This window comes from Corynebacterium falsenii, from assembly GCF_020099275.1.
Classification (GTDB): domain Bacteria; phylum Actinomycetota; class Actinomycetes; order Mycobacteriales; family Mycobacteriaceae; genus Corynebacterium; species Corynebacterium falsenii.
This window is the reverse complement of sequence record NZ_CP083646.1, coordinates 1,383,124-1,402,760: the sequence shown is the minus strand read 5'-3', so window position 1 is coordinate 1,402,760 and position 19,637 is coordinate 1,383,124. Positions and strand designations below refer to the sequence as shown.

Sequence of the window (19,637 nt, the reverse complement as noted above, 5' to 3'; positions counted from 1 at the left end):
CTGTACTCATGCGACTTACGCGTCGACTCACGATCTGTGTGCGGCTGCGGCGCGGTTGCCGTTCGGTGGGTGTCTCTGAGGGCCGTATAATCGAGTAATCGAGATTTTCATATCAGCTAGCGAGACCAGTGAGATCGGCAAAGGAGAATTGTGAGCCAGTTGTATCCGGGGGACCTTCTGGAAGGTCGCTACCGCATTGGCGCGCAGATCGCCAAGGGTGGCATGTCCACCGTCTACATTGCGGTGGATACCCGTTTGGACCGGGAAGTGGCCGTCAAGGTCATGGATCCCGCACTGGCTACGGAGCCTGCCTTCCGCACTCGCTTTGAGCGCGAGGCCCGCGCGGTGGCCCGCTTGAACCACCCCTCCCTCGTGAACGTCTTCGACCAGGGCGTGGATCGGGACTACGTGTTCTTAGTGATGGAGCTCGTAGAGGGTGGCTCGCTGCGCGAGCTTCTCAAGGAACGCGGCCCGATGCCTCCACACGCGGCGATGGCGGTGATGCAGCCGGTGCTCACGGCGTTGTCCGTGGCCCACTCCGTGGGCATGATCCACCGGGATATCAAGCCCGATAATGTTCTCATCAGCGATCGCCACCGGGTAAAGCTGGCGGACTTCGGACTGGTCCGCGCCACCAACGCGGTGGGTGATCAGACCACGGGCCAGGTCATCGGCACCGTTGGTTACCTGTCCCCCGAGCAGGTTCGCGGCGAGCAGCTCACCCAGGCCAGCGACGTGTACTCCGCAGGCATCCTGCTGTTCGAGCTACTCACTGGCGCGGTTCCCTTCCGTGAGGACAACCCCACGGACACCGCCGTGGCTCGCCTGCACCGCGACGTTCCGCCGCCATCCAGCTACATTGACGGCGTTCCGGTCGAAATCGATGACCTTGTGCTCCGCGCGTGCCACTCCGATCCGGAGCTTCGCTTTGCCGACGGCGAGGAATTCCTCGATGAAGTCGGTCGAGTCGTCGATGAGCTGGACATCCCCGCCTTTAATGTCCCAGCGCCGCACGATAGCGCTGTGCACCGGGCCCTTGAGGGCACCGACTTCGGCGAGCGTAAGTCGTGGGATCACGAGTCCATGGCAACCCGCGTGGTGGACGTTCCCCCGCAGGAGGGGCCCGCCACCTCCCAGACGGCCCTGCAGAACTACGATCCGGCTGGGTATTCGCCCTATACGCCCCCGCCGCGCAACGAGGTCACTCCCCCGCCCGCGTCCGGCACCGCGGCGGCACCACTTCCTCCGCTGCATGCGCAGCCAACCAACCCCGCTCATCCACACAACCACAACCCGAACGGCCCGAGCGGCCCGAGCAGCCCGAGCAACGGCGCGCAGCAGCGGCCAGCGCCCAGCCGATCCGTTCCGGCCCGCGCCCCGCTGACGAACCGCTCCCCCGTGAAAACCATCGTGTGGTCTGCCACGATCGTCCTACTTGTGGCGGCTGTCGTTGTGGGCGCCTGGTGGTTCAGTAGTGGCCGGTACGGAACGATCCCTGATGTCGTCGGGATGGATACCACCACAGCCCAGGCAACAGTGGAAGATGCGGGCTTCACCAGCACGCTGGAGGAACGCTACGACAACATCGCAGCCGCGCAATCGGTGATGGGCACCGATCCCCCTTTTGGTGATCGAGCAACGCGAGGAAGCCGGGTAGCGGTGCTCGTATCACTCGGCAAGCCGACCGTGCCGCCGATTGGTGTGGCCGAGTCGGTAACTAGCTACACCCGGAAACTCCAGGAACGCACCCTTCGGCTCCGAGAATCCAGCGAGGTGTACTCCGACGACGTCGCTGCGGGTCATATCGCCTCGGTATCTCCTTCGGGCGGCACTGAAGTACCCGTCGATTCCGCGGTGGAAGTGCACGTGAGCAAGGGACCCAAGCCAGTCGATGTGCCGGACGTGAGAGGCAAGGATAAATCCAGTGCCGTGCGAGCCTTGGAGAAAGTGGGCCTTGAGGTCAAGGTCGTCGAAGAGTTCAGCAGCGACGAGGATGGCGGCGGTGCCATCCGCACCGAGCCAGCATCCGGGACGAAGGTTCCCGGCAAGTCCGAGGTCACCCTCGTGGTGTCCAACGCGATCAAGGTTCCCGACGTTGAGGGCAAGAGCCTCGACGACGCCATCCGGATCCTCCGCGACAAGAGCCTAATCCCGGTGGAGGGCGAGCCGGTCGCGGATAGCAGCGTTGACGCCGGAGACGTGGCACAGCAGAGCCCGTCGAAGGACTCGAGGCTCGATCCGAACGGCGACACGAGAGTGACGCTTCGCGTATCCAACGCGCAGAAAGTGCCGTTCGTGCTGGGCAAGACGGGTGAATCGGCGAAGCGCCAGCTACAGGAGCAGGGCTTTGATGTGAAACTCAACGGCGACCCGAACGGCAGGGTGTACCGGCAGTCCCCGAGCCCAGGGTCCACAGCCGAGGAAGGCGACACCATCGAGATCAGCACGATCTAGCTGACGCACCGTGAGATGACACACACGAAGGCCACATCCCAGGGGCTTGGATGACCTGGGGTGTGGCCTTTTGTTGTGCTTATATGCTTACGGTGCTAGTTGCGCAGCATCTCCGCCACGAGGAACGCCAGCTCCAGCGACTGCTGGGTGTTCAGGCGCGGGTCCACGGTCGTGGCGTAGCGCTCCGGCAGGTCCAGGTCGGTGATGGACTGGCCGCCGCCGACGACCTCGGTGACATCCTCGCCGGTGAGCTCCACGTGGATGCCGCCCGGGTGGCTACCCAGCGCGCGGTGCACCTCGAAGAAGCCCTGTACTTCGTCGATGATGCGGTCGAAGTCGCGGGTCTTGTATCCATTGGATGAGGTGTAGGTGTTGCCGTGCATGGGGTCGCACTGCCAGATGACCTTGTGGCCGGTGGCTTCCACGGCCTTGACGATGTCGGGGAGGACGTTGCGCACCTTGTCGTAGCCCATGCGCGAGATCAAGGTCAGGCGGCCGGGCTCATTATGCGGATCCAGGGCGCGCACGTAACCCACGGCCTCCTCGGGCGTGGTCGTGGGACCGATCTTCACGCCGACCGGGTTGGAGATCATGGCGGCGAAGCGGATGTGGGCATCGTCCAGACCGCGGGTGCGCTCGCCGATCCACACCTGGTGTGCGGAGAGATTGTAGAGCGCGTCGTTGCCCTCAGCGTCGTGAGCCAGGCGCAGCATGGAGCGCTCGTAGTCCATCACCAATGCCTCGTGGGAAGCGAAGATGTTGGCACTGTGCAGCGTCTCCGAGCTCACGCCACAGGCGGACATGAACTCTAGGCCACGGTCGATCTCCTGGGCCAGCGCCTCGTAGCGCGCACCGGCCGGGGACTGGGAGACGAACTCGCGGTTCCACGAGTGCAGCTTGTACAGGTCGGCGGTGCCAGAGGTAGTCAGGGCGCGCACCAGGTTCATCGCGGCCGATGCGTTGGCGTATGCCCGAACCATGCGGGAAGGATCGTGCTTGCGGGCTTCCTCGGTGGCTTCCACGCCATTGACGAGGTCACCGCGGTAGCTCAGCAGGCCGCTAGAATCGCGATCTGCAGAACGCGGCTTGGCGTACTGGCCGGCGATGCGGCCCATCTTCACCACAGGAGTAGAGGCACCGTAGGTCAGCACCACGGCCATCTGCAGCAGAGTCTTGACGTTGCCGCGGATGTGCGGTTCGGTGTTGGTTTCGAAAGTCTCGGCGCAGTCGCCGCCCTGCAGCAGGAAAGCCTTGCCCAGAGCAACGTCGGCGAGCTGCTTCTTCAGCGCGCGGATTTCCGGTGCCACCACGATTGGCGGGACGGATTCGAGGATGCGGCGCACGCGGGCAGCGTGGTCCGGGTCCCAGCTCGGCTGCTGCTTGGCGTCGCGGGAAAGGACATCGTCCAGTTGCTTGGCCAGCTTGTCGGGCAGTGGCGGGAGGTCGGGCAGTTCTTCTAGCGGTACATCAATATTCCAAGCCATAGGAAGAGCATACGTTACGTCGTTTCACTCTTTACCTTAAGGACCGCAAGGCAGCGGCACTGAGCCGATATTTCACGGCATTGAACCGCGCATCTGCCAAGGCGTCGTGCGCATTGGACGGCGCTTCGGGCAGCCGTGGCCGCCCGGCCAGCTCCCATAGTTGCTTGAGTTCGTGGGTGAATCGCGGCAGTTCTTGTGGAAGCTTGGTCATGTCGCCCCACAGTTGCGCCAGCGCTACGTGGTCGTAGGCACCAACCCAGGCCCATAGTTCGGGACGATCACTCGGGTGCAGCCGCTGCCCCGGCTGGTGTCCCGGCAACAGGAAGGCGTAGAGCTTGTCGCGCAGCTGTGCTCGGTTCATCCATACCTTGGATGAGCGCGGCGGCAACTGTGGCAACACGTTCTTGCGGACCCACGCTCCGGCCCGGCTGTCGTCGAATTCCGTGGACACGGCGTAGAATTCGCGGCCGTCTTCGGCCACGATCCCGATGCTCACGAGGTCGATTGTGGTGCCGTCTTCGATAAATTCTGTGTCGTAGAAGTAGCGCATGGGTGTGGCTAGACCGTCTTTCTTTCGTGCGTTCTTGTCTCTCGACGCCGCAAGGACGGCGGGTACAACACCCAGCGTAGGACCGGAATTTTACCCACGGTATAGAAGATCGCGCCGGCGAGGAAGCACACCGCCAATCCGTACCACGTGGCGCCAATGGGGGTGTCAAGGAATCCGAAGAGCTCGGGGTCGGAATTAATGAGCGCGGGAATTTCGGGCAGGAGGAAGAACAGGAAGGCTTGGTGTGAGACGTAGATCGGCAGCGTGATTCGGCCGAGAAATTCCACCACCGTTCCGATGAGCGGAGTGTTGCTCAGCCACGTGGCGACAACTATTCCGAAGGGAATGGCTGCCAGGGCCCGCACGAGGCCGGTACCGACCGTGACGGCTGCCACGGTGTCGTCCCACTCGGAGAAGACAGTCCGGTAGGCAACGCGGTGTGCGTATTCCGATGCGATGAACAAAGCTGCTGAGATGATAATCGGTGCTGGGCGGAACGCGTTGTCCGCCAGGGCGAAGAAGAACTTCCTGCAGTGCAGACCGATGAAGAACACCGGAGCCCACGTCAAGGCCTGCCGGAAGCTCTGCTCCTGCATGAGGCCACCTACAGATGCAATGAACATGGGAACAGTCGATAGGGCGATGGCCACCCAGGCGGGTTGTTTGCGGAGGAACCACGCAGCCACGTTGTACAGCATGAGGCAGTAGAGGAACCACAAGCCTGGGTCGCCGAAGAGAATTGCCCTGATGACGTTTTCCAGCGATAGCTTGTCATCCAATTGCAGCCGCAGAGCGGCCTGGATTGGGGTGAACACCAGGTAGGGCACCAGCAGGAACCACAGGCGGCGATACCAGAGATCCCCGAGGGTTCGCTCCAGGATCCGGTGGGAGAACAGGCCGGATACCAAGAAAAACAATGGCATCCGCAGGGGATCGAGGATGCTGGACAGCAGTCCCAGCGAGGTCTCGGTTCCCCCGGGAATGGCGGTTACCACGTGCATGAGGCACACGCCGATAATCGACATTCCTTTGGCGCTATCGGCCCACTCCACCCGGCGACGGGGGGCCACGGCCAATTCGGGGGTCAGAGATCTCTCTGTAGTTTTCATGGGTAGGGTGTCGGCTTCGTCCTGTTGGTCAGTCCTGGGGTGCAGGAAGCTTGGTGTTGATCACGGCGCATCCACAGCTGCGGTGTTTCTGCGTCGGGGCGGCGCTGGGTGTTCGACAGATGTGTGCTGGGCTACTGGTCAGGCCTAGTGCCTCGGCTCCGAGCCGGGCGGGTAACCGTGGCCTTGTTCCAACGATTTCTTCACATCCGCGGCATAAAAGTCCGGAACGTACTCCTGGCCGGACAATTCCGCCAGAGATTCCATGATCGCGTTGGTCATTGCGCGAGCCTGGGCGTACTCGTCGCCGGCATCGCGGAAGTCATCCGGGCTGATGGGATCTCCCACGTACACGCCACAACGGTACGGTCGCGGAATCCAACTGCCGATCGGATTGACCTTGTTGGTGTTGATCATGGCGACGGGGTAGACATCCACGTTGGATTCCAGCGCGATGCGCGCCAGCCCGGTCTTGCCCTTGTAGAGGCGACCATCGGGCGACCGGGTACCCTCCGGGTACATTCCCAGCGGGTCGCCCTTTTCCAGCACGCGCAATGCGGTCTGCATCGCCGCGTCCTGGGAGCTTTTGTCCGCCCGGTCGATCGGCACCTGCCCCACGGAGGAGAAAAACCACTTCTGGATCCCGCCAACAAGGCCCGGGGTGGTGAAGTATTCCTTTTTTGCCAGGAACGTCAACTGCCGCTTGGCCACCAGCGGCAGGTAGAAAGAGTCCATCACGGCGAGGTGGTTGGAGGCGAGGATCACCGCGCCTTCCTCTGGGATCTTGTCCAGACCTCGAGTGAAGGGACGGTTATACACGCGCAGGAAAGGGCCGATGAACACGTTCTTCAGCCACCAGTAGGTACGGTTTTGCATAGTTATCCCCTAGCCAATGAATTTCTTCCGCGCGAGTAGCGCCACGCCGATCATACCGGCGTCTCCGCCCAATTGAGCCGTCGCCACACGGGCAACTGGCCGATGACCTGCACCAACTACGTTATCGTGAAGCGATGCCACAGCCGAATCGAGGAACAAATCCGCATCGGAACTCAGGCCGCCACCGATGACGATGAGTTCGGGGTCCATGACATCTTGGACCAGAGCCAGGGCGTGTCCCAGCCACCGCCCCACCTCAGCGATGACACTCTGGGCAAGCTCATCGCCTTGACGAGCCAGGCGCACCACGGCTCGACCGCTAATCTCCTCCGGGTGCGCGGCGTACTCCCTTGCCAGGGGCGACTCAGGGTGCTGGCCCGTCGCGATGAGGTCTTGCGCCGTCAGCGCGAGCGCGGAGCCGGAGCAGTAGCGCTCTAGGCAACCCCGCTTGCCGCAGGGACAGGCGCGCCCGCCGGGCATGACAGTAAGGTGGCCAAACTCGGGCGCAGTGCCATAGGCACCGCGGTAGATCTCGCCATCGATCATGAGCGCCGCACCGATCCCCGTGCCCAGGGCAAACAGCACCCACGTGCCCGCGTCCTGTGCGGCACCGCTGAGGTATTCCCCCCATGCGGCAGAGTTCGCATCGTGCTCCAGCACCACCGGCAGGCCGAACTTCGAGCTCAGCCGAGACGTGATCGGCGAGTTGCGCCACGGCAGGTGCGGGGCAAAGCGCACGAACTGCTGATTCTCGTCGATGAACGCGGCGGCGGCCAGACCCACGCCCACAACGCCGGGGTTGCGGTCGCAGAGGGCCCGAACGGCACGCTCCAGCGCCGTCTCCAGCGCACGCGCGTTCGACGGAGTCGGTAGCTTCTCCACGTCTAGCACGTGCCCGTCTGCATCCACGACCGCTGCCCGCAGGTTGGTACCTCCGATATCGATACCAACGGTGAGCTTGTTGTCCACTCTGACCGCCTTTCTTGTAACCCCTCTACCCTACTGCACCGCTCAAGATCCTCCGCGCACGCTTCCCCAGCACGGCCCATGTCCACTGCTCGCGCACCCTTTCCAAGCCTGCACGGGCCAGGCCATCGCGGGTTTCGGCGTCGAGATAAAGAGAGACAACAGCATCGACGAGCTCGGACTTCGACGAGACGACCAGCCCCGTGGTGCCGTCCACCACCGTTTCGGGGGCTCCGCCGCCGCTTCCTGCTATCGTCGCGACGCCACAAGCCTGCGCCTCCAAATACACGATCCCTAGGCCTTCCACGGACAATCCGCCGAAACGGGTGCGCACAGGAAGCGCGAAGATGTCACCGGCGGAATAGTAGGCCGGCAGCTCCTCGTAGTCCACGGCGCCAGTGAAGGTCACGTGGTCGCTCACGCCCAGTTTCTGCGCCAGACGCTGGACCTTCTCGCCGTAGGCGCCGGGGCCTACCATGAGCACGTGCGCGTTTGGGATGTGCGTGCGGATCTCCGGAAGGGCCGCAACAAGGGTGTCCTGTCCCTTGCGCGGCACGATGCGCGAGACGGCGACGATGACGAACTTGTCAGCGAGGCCATGCCGCTTCCGAATCTGCACGGAGGCGGAGCTGGGGTGGAAAAAATCGGTGTCCACGCCGCCGGGCATGGCTTCCCAGGCGACGGTGGGACCGAAGGCGCCCGCGAGACGGTTGCGCGCGTAGGTCGAGACGTAGGTGAGGCAGTCGACGGATTCGCCGATGCGGCGCAGCACCTGGCGAGAGCCGGGAAACATTGACCAGCCGACCTCATGGCCGTGAGTGGAGGCCACCACCCGGCTGGCACCTGCCTGGCGAGCCGCGCTGGCCATGAGCGCCAGCGGGGCGGCGGCGGCGAACCACACGGTGTGGAGATCGTGCTCGCGGATGAGCTGCTGCATGCGCCGAGCCGTGGCGGGAGTGGGCAGCATGACAGAGCGGGGCCAGCGCGTGACGCGATAAGGGGTAGTCGCGTCCCATGCCTCGGCGGCCTCGCGGTCCTGAGTGGAGGCGAAGACCACGACCTGCTTAGGGTCTAAGGTGGCAAGGTAATCGCGCACATACGTCTGAATCCCACCCAAGGTCGGCGGATAGTCGTTGGTGACGACGAGGACCTTTGGGTGGGATTCGGGATGCGCCTTCCGCTGAGTCTCTGCGGAGTGAGTCTCTGCGGGGCTTCCGGGGCGACGTGCGTGCATGGCTACAGAGTTTAGCGGCTAGTGAGACACCCGCGGGGTTTGGCCTGGGGCACTGCGCTTGTGCGCCTTCAGTCTCCTCCCCTCTCACAGAGCTGTGCCCGGAGAGGGCCTCGGGGCGAACCTAGTAGAAAACCCTAATAGCAGGCCAGTAGCAGACCCTAGTAGCGAGCGGCGCCGGCGAACGGCATGGAGTCGAGGGACACGACCTGGACGGGGATGCCGTAGTCGGACGCGTGGACGATCTTGCCATCGCCGATGTACATGCCGACGTGGGTCACACCCGGGTAGAAGCCAACGATATCGCCGGGCTGAAGCTCGGACTTGGAGACGGGGGTGCCGCCAGCGATCTGTGCGCTCGAGGTGCGCGGAATGGACTTGCCGATCTGCTGGTACGACCAGAGCATGAGGCCGGAGCAGTCGAAAGCATCCGGTCCGGTAGCGCCCCAGGAGTACGGAGCTCCGAGCTTGGACATCGCAGCAGCGACAGCACCGCTGTAGTTGCCTGCAGGAGTGCCGGCGGTGGACTGGCGCAGCTTTCCGAGAAACTCGTTGACGTCCACGTTGATTGGGCCGTTGCGATCGACCCAGCGCTGGCGGTCTGCCGGGCTGAGGCCATCGACGACCTTCATGACCTGGCCCTTGAGCTCATCGAGCTGGGCGGAACGATCGTCGAGCTTGGTCTTCTGCTCGTTGAGGGTGCGCAGCTGGAAATCGGCGGTGGCCTTGGCGCGGGCAGCATCGCTCTTCGCCTTGGCTGCAGCGGCGATCTCGGAATCCAGCTCGGTGAGGGTGTTGGTGGTTTGCGATGCGATGGAGTTCAGGTAGGAGCTGCGCTCCATGGCGGCCTGGGGGCCTTCGGCGCCGATGATGGCGGAGACCGGATCCACGTTCGCTCCGCGGTACATCGCGCGGGACACGTTGGTCACCTCGCCACGGGTGCCTTCCATGCGGCCCATGACATCCTGAGCCTGCGCATTGGCATCGGCCAGGGCCTTGTTGGCTGCATCCAGTCGGTTCTGGTAGTCACCGATGTTGATCTTGGTCTGCTCGACCTCGTCGGAGGTCTTGGATGCCAGCTGAGAGATCTTGCCGAGGTGGTTGAGCAAGCCATCCACATCGGTGGGGATAGGCGCTTGGATCAGCGTGTCGACATCAGAGTCAAGATTCTTGCCTGGCTGAGCCGGTTGTGCCGGCTGTGCGGAAGCGATAGGTGCGGAGACACCCATGGCTACTGCCAGGAAAGTCGCGCTAACAACCTTGGCTCCCGAAAAGTGACGGGAGGGAGAGAAGGACACGTTCACTGGTGAGTACTTTCTTATGTGATCACGAAGCGTCTTGGGACGGGATTATTCTGCCACAAAAATGGGCGGAGGGTGTAGTTCCCTCCGCCCGGTGCGTTGCGTTGCCTAGACAGGCAGGAGAAGCAACTACAGCGCTAGCGCCGATTGGCGTTCGCTCGATGCGACTTAGAAGCGAACTGCGTTGTAGATCGGCATCATGTGCAGGTCGTCAACGCGAACCGGGGAGGACTCGTTGAGGGCCTGAACGACCTGGCCGTTGCCGATGTAGATGGCAACGTGGGAAGCGCCACCGTAGTAGGAGATGATGTCGCCGGGCTGCAGAGCATCCAGGGAAACCGGGGTGCCGGAGTTAGCTTGTGCGGAGGAGGTGCGGGGGATGGACTTGCCGTTCTGGGAGTAAGCCCAGGAGGTCAGGCCGGAGCAGTCGAAGGCGTTGGGGCCAGCGGCACCCCATGCGTAGGGGCTACCGATCTTGCTCTTTGCGGTGTCAGCGATGGCCTGGCCGATGGAGGTGATCGGAGCGGCAGCCGGAGCACCAGCGGCGTCGAGGCCCTGGTTGACGGCAGCGGTGGCCTGCTCGACGATGCCAGCCTGGTTGAAGTAGGACTTGACGTGAGGCAGAACTTCGTTCGGCACGTCGACGGTGATTCCGGTCTGCTCGTGCGTAACCGGAGTAGCGCTTGCAACAGCGGGGTTCACCAGTGCGGCGCCCACACCCACGGCAGCGATCACTGCAGCGTTGCGCGGGGTGTTGTTCTTCTTCACGTTGTGCTTGCCCATAGAGCCTGTCTTACCTTTCGATCCGTTGTCTGGGAGAATTTCTCCCTCGCCGGTAGTTATCGCCACTACCGCGGTGCGGTGCCAAAGCGTTTGTTTTGTTTCGTTCACCGCTAAGGTCTCAAAAAGATTACGAAATTGTTGCAACTCGTGTCTAGCCAAACGCCGAAAAAGTTGATGATTGGGCTTCGATATCGTTTCGTTATCAAGTCGTGGCCGTTTTGCGAGAAAACCCACACGTCCCGAAAAAGGCAGCCGCTCAAGCGTTTGACCAGCACATAAGCGGCACCCTGAAGGGCTATGGTCGGAGAATCCACCGAGCGATCGCCACAGCAGAGAGGCGCGTGTGAGGTTTGTCACAAACTTGGCGTTATCGGTCCGTTACCGCTCCGAAATGCAGCGGAAGTAGGGTGTTAGACGTGACTTCAGGAGATCGTTTGGACCCCACGCAGGCTCTACGACGCTGCATGGTGGTGGATGTTGAGACTACTGGATTAGACCCAGCGCAGGACAGGATTATCGAGATCGCTGCGCTTTCTGTTAGCCAGGGCCTTGTGGACCAATCGTTTCATACTCTCATCAATCCAGAAATATCTATCCCGGACGAGATCACGGATCTCACCGGGCTCTCAGACGGTCATGTTGCGGGCAGCCCCGCATTTCGGGACGTCGCCGTCGAACTGCACGACTTCCTTACGGATGGGGATGCAGCTACTCCTCCCCCACTCATCGGCCATAACGTGGCTTTCGATCTGACTTTTCTTCACAGGGAATTCCTCAGGGCTGAGTACGAGCCCCACGGAGACGAATTCCAAGCGGGTGAACCGCACTCCGAGACTCTCCCGCCCTATATCCCCCGTTTACTGTGTACCGCGGCCTTGTCCCGCGTCATGATCCCCAGACAGGCTGTGGGTCGATACAGACTCGCCAATGTCGCTGCGTATCTAGATACACCGCACCGCCCGCTGCACCGGGCGGAAAGTGATGCGACCGCCACTCTGGAAGTACTCCAGAGGCTCAGCGAGATGTAGACACCGTCTGTGTAATGTCCAGCGTAATGTCCGGCCACGGCCACCTTCTGCTCAATCTAGGGACCCTTCTGCGTCCGACGCGATGCCAAACTGCAGTCCCTAAGCAGAATCATCTATAGACATGAAGAATCCCGCCAGGATGAACCTGGCGGGATTCTTCATGTCGGAGCAGAGAGCTACTTATCGAGCTCTTCTTGATCCTTCTTGCGGTTGAACTCGGTGAGACGCTCGTACATCTCCTTCTGCTCAACATGGTTGCGGTGCTCGATGCGCTCGACCTTCTCCGCGATGTCCTCGGGATCGGGACGGAAGAAGGAACCGCGACCGGGCTGTCCGGCGGCACCCAGAGCGTTCATCGTCTTCGGCACCTCTGCACCCTGGTACTCCAGCGGAATCGGGTGGCCGTGCTCGTCGACCGGTCCCAGCGGCTGGTGCACCTCGATAAACTCGCCGGAGGGCAGCTGACGGATGGTGCCGGTCTCAATGCCGTGTTCCAGAACCTCACGGTCGTTACGCTGCAGGGCAACGCACAGGTGGTAGGTAATGAAGTACGCAATCGGCGGGCCGAGGACCAGGCCGATACGACCGAACCAGGTCATGGCGTTCAGCGAGATCGTGAAGTGGTAGGCGATGAGGTCGTTACCACCGGAGATCGTCAAAAGGACGTAGAACACGATAGCCATGACGCCCACAGCGGTACGCACTGGAACGTCGCGCGGACGCTGCAGCAGATTGTGGTGAGCTTGGTCGCCGGTCAGCTTCTGCTCAATCCAGGGGTAGGTGAACAATAGGACCACCAGCAGGCCGAGCAGCAAGGCTACCCAGAACACTGCGGGGATGGTGTGGTTACCGAAGTACAGCTCCCAAGCCGGCATGACACGAGCAGCACCGTCAGTCCACAGCATGTAGATATCAGGCTGAGAACCTGCAGAGACCTGAGACGGGTTGTAGGGTCCCAGGTTCCAGATTGCGTTGATCTGGAATGCGCCTGCCATGAAGGCGATGACACCGAAGGTGATGAGACCGAAGGAAGCGGCCTTCACGCCAAAGATCGGCAGGATTCGAACACCCACGACGTTGTTCTCGGTGCGACCCGGTCCAGGGAACTGGGTGTGCTTCTGGTACCAGACCAGAGCGAGGTGGGCCGCGATAAGAGCAAGCAGGATGCCGGGGATAATGAGGACGTGTGCGATGTACAGACGCGGGATGATGATATCGCCGGGGAAATCGCCAGCGAACATGATCCAGTGCAGCCACGTACCGATGATCGGCAGGCCGATGATGATCGCGGACATGATTCGCAGACCAACGCCAGACAGCAGGTCGTCAGGCAGGGAGTAGCCCATGAAGCCCTCAGCCACGGACAGCAGCAGCAGCACGCTACCGATCACCCAGTTAGCCTCACGCGGCTTGCGGAACGCACCGGTGAAGAAGATGCGGAACATGTGAACCATGATCGACACTGCAAACAGCAGTGCAGCCCAGTGGTGCACCTGGCGGATGAACAGGCCGCCACGAACCTCAAAGGAGAGGTTCAGTGCCGTCTTGTATGCGGCGGACATCTCCACGCCGTTCAGCGGGGCGTAAGCGCCGTCGTAGATCACCTTCGACATGGAGGGGTCGAAGAAGAGGGTGAGATACACACCGGACAGAATGAGGATCACGAAGGAATACAGCGCGATCTCACCGAGCATGAAGGACCAGTGGGTCGGGAATACCTTGTTGATCTGCGGTCGGATCAGACCAGAAGCGGTGTACCGCTCGTCGATGTTGTTGGCCGCATGTGCCATGCGGCTCTGTGTCTTATTACTCATGAACGACGCTCCCAGAATGCCGGGCCGACAGGCTCGATGAAGTCACCATCGGCGAATAGGTATCCATCTTCGTCTACGGAGATCGGAAGCTGCGGAAGAGCACGAGCAGCGGGGCCGAAGATGGGCTTGCAGTACTGCATCACATCGAACTGCGACTGGTGGCACGGGCACAGAATACGGTTGGTCTGCTGCTCGTACAGGGAGGTCGGGCAACCAATGTGAGTACAGATCTTCGAGTAGGCGAAGTATTCGCCGTAGTGGAAGGTCTCTTGACCCTGACGGGGAACTGCCTTGCGTGCGTCAGCCTCGCGGAGACGAATCAGCATGACAGCGTTACGGGAACCGTGGATGGAGTGCATGTGCTCTTCGTAAACGTTGCGCTTCGGAGAGTACAGCTCGCCATCGTTGACCATCTCCTCCGGCAGGGGGAAGACGGTTTCCATTGCGCCGGCATCCAGGTCCTCGGGACGAACACGGGTCAGGCGAGAAACGCCCTCGGTGTTGTAGTGGCCGTTCTCCATCTCAGCGATGGCGCCAGTGTCGCGACCGAGGTACACCTTCTGGCCCTCAGAAACCAAGGTCCAACCGGTGGTCCACAGGGTGCCGTCGCCCTGAATGCCCATGGCCTTGGCCTTCCAGGGGTTCTTGATGATGCCACCCAGCGGGAGAGCAATAACGAGACCAGCCAGGACGGCGCCGGTACCAGCGAGGCCCTTCAGCATGGGGCGACGCCCAAGGGTCGAGGTCTTCCACGAGTCGTTGAGGAGGGCCACGAGGGTGCGGCGGTCAACTTCGTCGGACGGACCATCGTGACGAGTCTGCACGGAGATCTCTTCGGGAATGAAGCTCTTCGTGTAAACGATGATGCCGATGCCGAGGCTGACGATACCGAGGCCTGCGGTAACACCCAGCAACGGGGTGTACAGGGAGTAAGTCCACAGGCCTTCCTGGCCCAGGTGCTTGTACTGCCACGGGTAGAAGAGGTAGATGCCGATGAAGGCAACTGCGAACACCACGGCGAGCACGAGCCAGATGCCGACGTGGCGGCTTGCCCGCTTTTCAGCCGGGTCATTAGCTACCGGGAAACGTTCCTTGCGGTACGCAACCGTCACCCCGTCGAGCTCGGTGCCGAGGCGAGCGAGCTCGTCGTTGCTCATCTTTGAGAGCTCTTCTTTGCTGTAATCACGCTTCTTGTCACTCATGAACGGGATCCAATCCACATAGCGAAGGCGATCATGATCACGATTCCTACGAACCACATCATCATGCCCTCAGTCACCGGACCGATGCCGCCGAGGGACCAACCACCCTGGGACGGGGTCTCCTTGGAGGACTTGATGAAAGCAATAATGTCCTTCTTTTCATCAGCCGTCAGCTGGCGGTCAGAGAAGCGAGGCATGTTCTCAGGACCGGTCAGCATGGCCTGGTAGATCTCCTGCTCGTTAGCAGGATCCAGTACCGGTGCGTACTTACCACTCGACAGCGCGCCGCCACGACCAGTGAAGTTGTGGCAGGATGCGCAGTTCAGTCGGAAGAGATCAGAACCACGGGCAACGTCCGCAGGGTTGATCTTTCCGTCCTTGTAGTTGGCACCGCGAAGCGATTCCATTGCCAACTGGCCGTTGCTGTCGCGAACCAGACCGGGGCCACCACCGTTGGCGTTGACGTAAGCGGCGAGAGCCAGGGTCTGCTGCTCGTTGTAGCGCGGGGGCTTACGGTGAGCCTGAGACTCGTTTCGCACCAGGGGCATACGACCGGAGTGAACCTGGAAGTACACGGCGCCCTCACCGACACCGATCAGAGAAGGACCGCGGTCCTTGACACCCTGCAGGTTGGAGCCGTGGCAGGTGATGCAAGCAACGTCGTAGATCTGCTTACCCTCGGTGATGAGTGCCGAAGTATCCTGCTCGGCTACTGCATTCTGCGGATCCGGGGTAAGCGCGTTGGCGATGAAGCCCGCGCCGGTCAGGGCGAAGACTAGCGCCAGTGCGCCGGCCAGCGTCTTGCGCAACTTGCGGCGACGGCGTGCCTTGGCGACACTGACCTTTTCGCCGCTAGTCACCTGGCTAGCGTCTGCTTTAGTGGAGTTGGTATCCATCTTGTTCCCTTTTATTTCGTCTGTGGAAGTGCGATGGGCTGTAGGCCGACTCAGGGGATCGGCCTGTACGGCCTACTGGATGAAGTAAATCGTGATGAAGAGGCCAATCCAGACCACGTCGACGAAGTGCCAGTAGTAAGACACCACGACGGCTGCGGTTGCCTGGGCGGGCGTGAACTTCGACTTCACAGTCCTCAGCAGGACAACCAGGAAGGCGATCACGCCAGCAAGGACGTGGGCGCCGTGGAATCCGGTTGTGATGTAGAAGACCGATCCGTAAACGGAGGAAGCGATCGTGGTGCCCTCTGAAACAAGGTTGCGGTACTCATTTCCCTGACCGAGCAGGAAGATGAAGCCCAGCAATGCTGAGATGGCGTACCACTTGCGGAGACCGAAGACATCACCCCTTTCCGCCGCAAACACGCCCATCTGAGCCGTGAATGAAGAGCTCACCAGAATAACGGTGACCACTGCCGCGTAGGGCACATTCAGCTCAGTGGGCTCCGAAGGCCAATTTCCTCCGGAGTTGGCCTTGGACACGAAGTACATCGCGAACAGACCAGCAAAGAACATCAATTCCTGAGACAGGAACACAATCGTGCCGACACTGACCATGTTGGGTCGGTTCAGTGTCGCAACACGTTGTGGTGCTGCCATACCTGGGTTTTCAACTGCGCTCGTCACGCCTATAAGTATGGCCGTTCCTGTGCTCAGAGTCGATTCACCACGCACTCTTTCTTTTAAGCAGCTGGAAAATCGCAGGTAAAACATTGGAACAACCTGGCAGTCTCCCCCGATAGGGGCTAACGGGAACTTTTTGCCCCTTCCAAACGACGGCCGAAAAATCACGAGGTCAACTGCATCATTAGTCAAGCCCCCTGTGCAATCTGCCCCGCTCCGGGGGTGATCGACATCCCAGATTCGTGTTAGCCGCTCTCAGCGTCGAGGCTCCGGCTCCTGCGACTAACCTTAAAAGCGCATTGAGTTTCTCGCCGATGAGATCTCACAGCCCACATCAGCCAAGAACAACACCGGAAGGAAGAACTGCATGTCCCCTACTGCCCAATCCCTGCGCTCATCTCAACTACCGGAGTCCTATTTCACCTGGCCGGGAGTTCTCGGCCGTCTTGGCCGCGGTGAAGAGCTCAGCGAGAGCCAGGTCCAGTGGGCCATGCAGGAGATCATGGACGCCCGCGCTACGGATGCACAAATCGCGGCCTTCGCATTCGGCCTGCGAGTACGTGGAATCACGGCAGCCGAGCTCGCCGCCGCTGCCTCGACCATGCGAAGCTTTGCCACGAACGTAGTCCTGGACAATAACAATTGTGTAGACATCGTTGGTACAGGGGGCGATGGCCACCATACGGTCAATATCTCGACGATGGCTTCTTTCGTCGTCGCCGCTACGGGAATTCCGGTAGTCAAGCACGGCAATCGAGCAGCATCATCCAGGTGCGGCGGTGCCGACATGCTCGAAGCGCTCGGGCTCGACATCGAGCGGTCGCCTGAGGACGTCGTGAAGGATCTAGAGGCATCCAAGTTTGCGTTCATGTACGCCAAGACCTATCACCCGGCAATGCGCTTCGCTGGGCCTGTCCGCTCCGAACTCGGGGTGCCCACGCTCTTTAACCTCCTCGGCCCCATGACTAACCCCGCATCTCCGAAATACGGACTCATTGGATGTGCATTCAAGGAGTTCATGCCGATCATGGGTGGCGCCTTCGCTCACCAGGGAAGTCGGGTGCTCGTTGTTCGTGGCATGGACGGCATGGATGAGATTTCGGTATGCACTCCCACGGAGGTTGTCACCGTCAATTCCGAAGGCGTGACTGGCGAAGAGATCATCAACCCACGCAGCGTCGGCCTCGACTTCCACCCTGAGGGATCGCTGGCAGGTGGCGATGCGGCTTACAACGCAGATGTTGCCCGCAAGCTCATGGCGAATGAGATCGACGGGGCCATCAAGGATGCTGTGCTGATTAACGCCGCCGGAGCGCTCACCGCATACCATGGATGGGAGGAACAAGGCTTCCATGAAAGCTTGCGGCGCAATGTGCAAGTCGCTCGGGAAGCTCTGGAATCTGGTGCAGCCGGCGCACAGCTGAGCGCCATTCTGGGTGAGTGACATCAAGTCCCAGATCACTCTGGACAACTAAGGCATGGCGAAAGCCGCCCTCCCCGTGTGATAGGAGGGCGGCTTTCTCGTGGGCTTAAGCCGGAGCTCTGGTAATTAGAGCTTCGATAACTAGTGCTTCTCCGGCGGAGCGCCGTACTGCAGGTTCAGCATGGTTGCGGCCCAGATCAGGATCACCGCGCCCATGACGATTAGCCAGTAGTGCCACCACGCGATGCCGGCGCCCAAGAGCACGATGGCGACGGTCATCACGAACGGCCAGATGGAGCTTGCGGAGAAGAAGCCGAGCACGCCAGCTCCGTCTTCGATCTCGGCCTCTTCCCAGTCGGCCGGGCTGATGTCAGTCTTGTTGTCGGTTAGGTGCAGGTAGCCCGCCAGCATGAAGGCCAACAGGGTGGACATGACCAGGCCGGTGGCACCGGCCCACTCGAGTCCGATGAGGTTGGCGGAGTCCTTCAGGTAGATCGTCGCCAAGATGTACAGCACCGTGGCCGACGCGAGGAAGGTGCCAACTGCGTAGAAGAGTTTTGCGCCAGAAGTCATTGGAGTCTTCTCTTTCTGCCTACCCTAGGCGGCGTTTGGATCCTTGTAGTTGTCGTTGAAGGAGCGGGTACCGGTGCGGTCCGTCTTGAACGGGTGCGTGGTCACCGCGTAGGGGGCCTCGCCGATCTTCTTGAGAGCATCAGAGTTCGGAGCCTGGGGGTTAGCCTCGCGGAACTGGATGTACTCCTTGAACTTCTCCGGGCTCACAGCACGCAGCTCGAAGTTCATCATGGAGTGGTAGGTACCGCACATCTCAGCACAGCGGCCCACGAATGCGCCTTCCTGGTTGATCTGCTCGATCTGGAAGCGACGCTCGGACTTGTTCTGGTCGGGGTGCGGGAACACGTCGCGCTTGAACAGGAACTCGGGGATCCAGAAGGAGTGAACAACGTCCGCAGATGCGAGGTTGAACTCGATCGCGGTGTTGGTCGGCAGAACCAGAACCGGGATCTCCTCGGTGGTGCCAACGGTCTCGATCTTGTCGAAGTTCAGGTAAGAGTAGTCATCTTCCGAGCGACCGTGGACGGGACCAACGATCTCGTGGCCGTGGGAGTCCACGCCCTCCTTGGGGTACTTGGAATCTTCGGCCTGCTTCTGAGCTGCCTGGTCAGTTCCGTCGTAGTTCTGGCCGAGGACGTCGCTGCTGATCATGCCGTAGCCGAACTTCCAGTTCCACTGGAAGCCGGTCGCATCAACGCGAACCTTGGGATCCTTGTCCAGAGCAGTAGCGCTGTCCTGAGCCTGCACGTTGAAGAAGAACAGACCCATGATGATCAGCACGGGCAGCGTGGTGAGAACCAGCTCCAGCGGCACGTTGTAGCCGGTCTGACGCGGGAATTCCTCAGTGTTGCCCTTCTTTGCCTGGCGCTTTGCGCTGTTGCGGCCCATGTTCAGGAACAGCAGGCCCCACATGACGATGCCGACGATCCAGGCGGTCACCCAGACCCACACCCACAGGTTGCCCATTTCTTTACTTTCCGGGGTGATGCCCGTCGGCCAGCCCATACGCAGGGCGTGGAAGAAGCCGTTATCCGGCGGGGCAACGTTACAACCGGTCAGCACGAGACCACTGAGGCCCAGAAGACCTGCGAGGCCAATACGGCGAGTCAAACCGTGATTATTTCGCTGTTTCACGCGAGTTTGCCTTCCTCGTTCACACGTCATTTGGTCTAGCGCCTTGAGGTTCTTAAAGAGAGCTGTGAACCTGCAGTGCGTTCATAGCCTCTGGCTCTAAACCACTTCACACTAGAACTCTAGACCATTGGCAGC

The 19,637-nt window shown here is 61.1% G+C and carries 17 protein-coding genes; 3 read left to right on the top strand and 14 right to left on the bottom strand.

Annotated elements, in window-relative coordinates:
- The first annotated feature begins 150 nt into the window (after nt 1–150).
- Nucleotides 151–2,454 carry a Stk1 family PASTA domain-containing Ser/Thr kinase gene (gene pknB / locus LA343_RS06215; RefSeq protein WP_025402481.1) on the top strand — a complete coding sequence of 768 codons (2,304 nt, stop codon included), beginning with the start codon at nt 151–153 and terminating at the stop codon, nt 2,452–2,454.
- Nucleotides 2,455–2,549: 95 nt separating this feature from the next.
- Here the strand turns inward: pknB and LA343_RS06210 are convergent, their stop codons facing one another.
- The 8 genes from LA343_RS06210 to LA343_RS06175 form a co-directional block, all read right to left on the bottom strand.
- Nucleotides 2,550–3,938 carry a class II 3-deoxy-7-phosphoheptulonate synthase gene (locus LA343_RS06210; protein ID WP_025402480.1) on the bottom strand — a complete coding sequence of 463 codons (1,389 nt, stop codon included), beginning with the start codon at nt 3,936–3,938 and terminating at the stop codon, nt 2,550–2,552.
- Between the two features lie 31 nt (nt 3,939–3,969).
- A complete protein-coding gene (locus tag LA343_RS06205) occupies nt 3,970–4,488 on the bottom strand; it encodes a polyadenylate-specific 3'-exoribonuclease AS (protein WP_025402479.1) in 519 nt (172 codons plus the stop codon).
- Between the two features lie 8 nt (nt 4,489–4,496).
- On the bottom strand, nt 4,497–5,597 hold the full coding sequence (locus LA343_RS06200; RefSeq protein ID WP_224209140.1) for an acyltransferase family protein: 1,101 nt from the start codon (nt 5,595–5,597) through the stop codon (nt 4,497–4,499).
- Nucleotides 5,598–5,741: 144 nt separating this feature from the next.
- Nucleotides 5,742–6,470, bottom strand: coding sequence for a lysophospholipid acyltransferase family protein (locus LA343_RS06195; RefSeq protein WP_025402477.1), 729 nt, complete (start codon nt 6,468–6,470; stop codon nt 5,742–5,744).
- Between the two features lie 9 nt (nt 6,471–6,479).
- Nucleotides 6,480–7,439: an ROK family protein gene (locus tag LA343_RS06190; protein WP_025402476.1), complete on the bottom strand. Its 960-nt coding sequence runs from the start codon at nt 7,437–7,439 to the stop codon at nt 6,480–6,482.
- Between the two features lie 25 nt (nt 7,440–7,464).
- Nucleotides 7,465–8,670, bottom strand: coding sequence for a glycosyltransferase family 4 protein (locus LA343_RS06185; RefSeq protein WP_025402475.1), 1,206 nt, complete (start codon nt 8,668–8,670; stop codon nt 7,465–7,467).
- Nucleotides 8,671–8,828: 158 nt separating this feature from the next.
- Nucleotides 8,829–9,971 carry an NlpC/P60 family protein gene (locus LA343_RS06180; protein WP_039910893.1) on the bottom strand — a complete coding sequence of 381 codons (1,143 nt, stop codon included), beginning with the start codon at nt 9,969–9,971 and terminating at the stop codon, nt 8,829–8,831.
- Nucleotides 9,972–10,136: 165 nt separating this feature from the next.
- Nucleotides 10,137–10,751 (bottom strand): C40 family peptidase, encoded by a 615-nt coding sequence (locus LA343_RS06175; protein ID WP_025402473.1) that lies wholly within the window; start codon nt 10,749–10,751, stop codon nt 10,137–10,139.
- 416 nt (nt 10,752–11,167) lie between these two features.
- On the opposite strand from LA343_RS06175, the gene LA343_RS06170 reads away from it, so the two are divergent.
- Nucleotides 11,168–11,779 (top strand): 3'-5' exonuclease, encoded by a 612-nt coding sequence (locus tag LA343_RS06170; RefSeq protein ID WP_039910892.1) that lies wholly within the window; start codon nt 11,168–11,170, stop codon nt 11,777–11,779.
- Nucleotides 11,780–11,955: 176 nt separating this feature from the next.
- Here the strand turns inward: LA343_RS06170 and qcrB are convergent, their stop codons facing one another.
- The 4 genes from qcrB to ctaE all read right to left on the bottom strand — a co-directional run bounded on the left by qcrB (nt 11,956) and on the right by ctaE (nt 16,375).
- On the bottom strand, nt 11,956–13,593 hold the full coding sequence (gene qcrB / locus LA343_RS06165; protein WP_025402471.1) for a cytochrome bc1 complex cytochrome b subunit: 1,638 nt from the start codon (nt 13,591–13,593) through the stop codon (nt 11,956–11,958).
- The gene (gene qcrA / locus LA343_RS06160; RefSeq protein WP_025402470.1) at nt 13,590–14,795 is read right to left on the bottom strand and encodes a cytochrome bc1 complex Rieske iron-sulfur subunit; all 1,206 of its coding nucleotides are present in this window, start codon (nt 14,793–14,795) and stop codon (nt 13,590–13,592) included. The genes qcrB and qcrA overlap by 4 nt, the downstream gene beginning before the upstream one ends.
- A complete protein-coding gene (gene qcrC, locus LA343_RS06155; RefSeq protein ID WP_025402469.1) occupies nt 14,792–15,691 on the bottom strand; it encodes a cytochrome bc1 complex diheme cytochrome c subunit in 900 nt (299 codons plus the stop codon). The genes qcrA and qcrC overlap by 4 nt, the downstream gene beginning before the upstream one ends.
- Nucleotides 15,692–15,763: 72 nt before the next feature.
- On the bottom strand, nt 15,764–16,375 hold the full coding sequence (gene ctaE, locus LA343_RS06150; protein ID WP_025402468.1) for an aa3-type cytochrome oxidase subunit III: 612 nt from the start codon (nt 16,373–16,375) through the stop codon (nt 15,764–15,766).
- 364 nt (nt 16,376–16,739) lie between these two features.
- On the opposite strand from ctaE, the gene trpD reads away from it, so the two are divergent.
- On the top strand, nt 16,740–17,816 hold the full coding sequence (gene trpD / locus LA343_RS06145) for an anthranilate phosphoribosyltransferase (RefSeq protein WP_025402467.1): 1,077 nt from the start codon (nt 16,740–16,742) through the stop codon (nt 17,814–17,816).
- Nucleotides 17,817–17,936: 120 nt separating this feature from the next.
- Here the strand turns inward: trpD and ctaF are convergent, their stop codons facing one another.
- On the bottom strand, nt 17,937–18,368 hold the full coding sequence (gene ctaF / locus LA343_RS06140; RefSeq protein ID WP_025402466.1) for an aa3-type cytochrome oxidase subunit IV: 432 nt from the start codon (nt 18,366–18,368) through the stop codon (nt 17,937–17,939).
- Nucleotides 18,369–18,392: 24 nt separating this feature from the next.
- Complete coding sequence (gene ctaC / locus LA343_RS06135; RefSeq protein ID WP_025402465.1) at nt 18,393–19,502, bottom strand: aa3-type cytochrome oxidase subunit II; 1,110 nt, start codon at nt 19,500–19,502, stop codon at nt 18,393–18,395.
- Between the last annotated feature and the right edge of the window lie 135 nt (nt 19,503–19,637).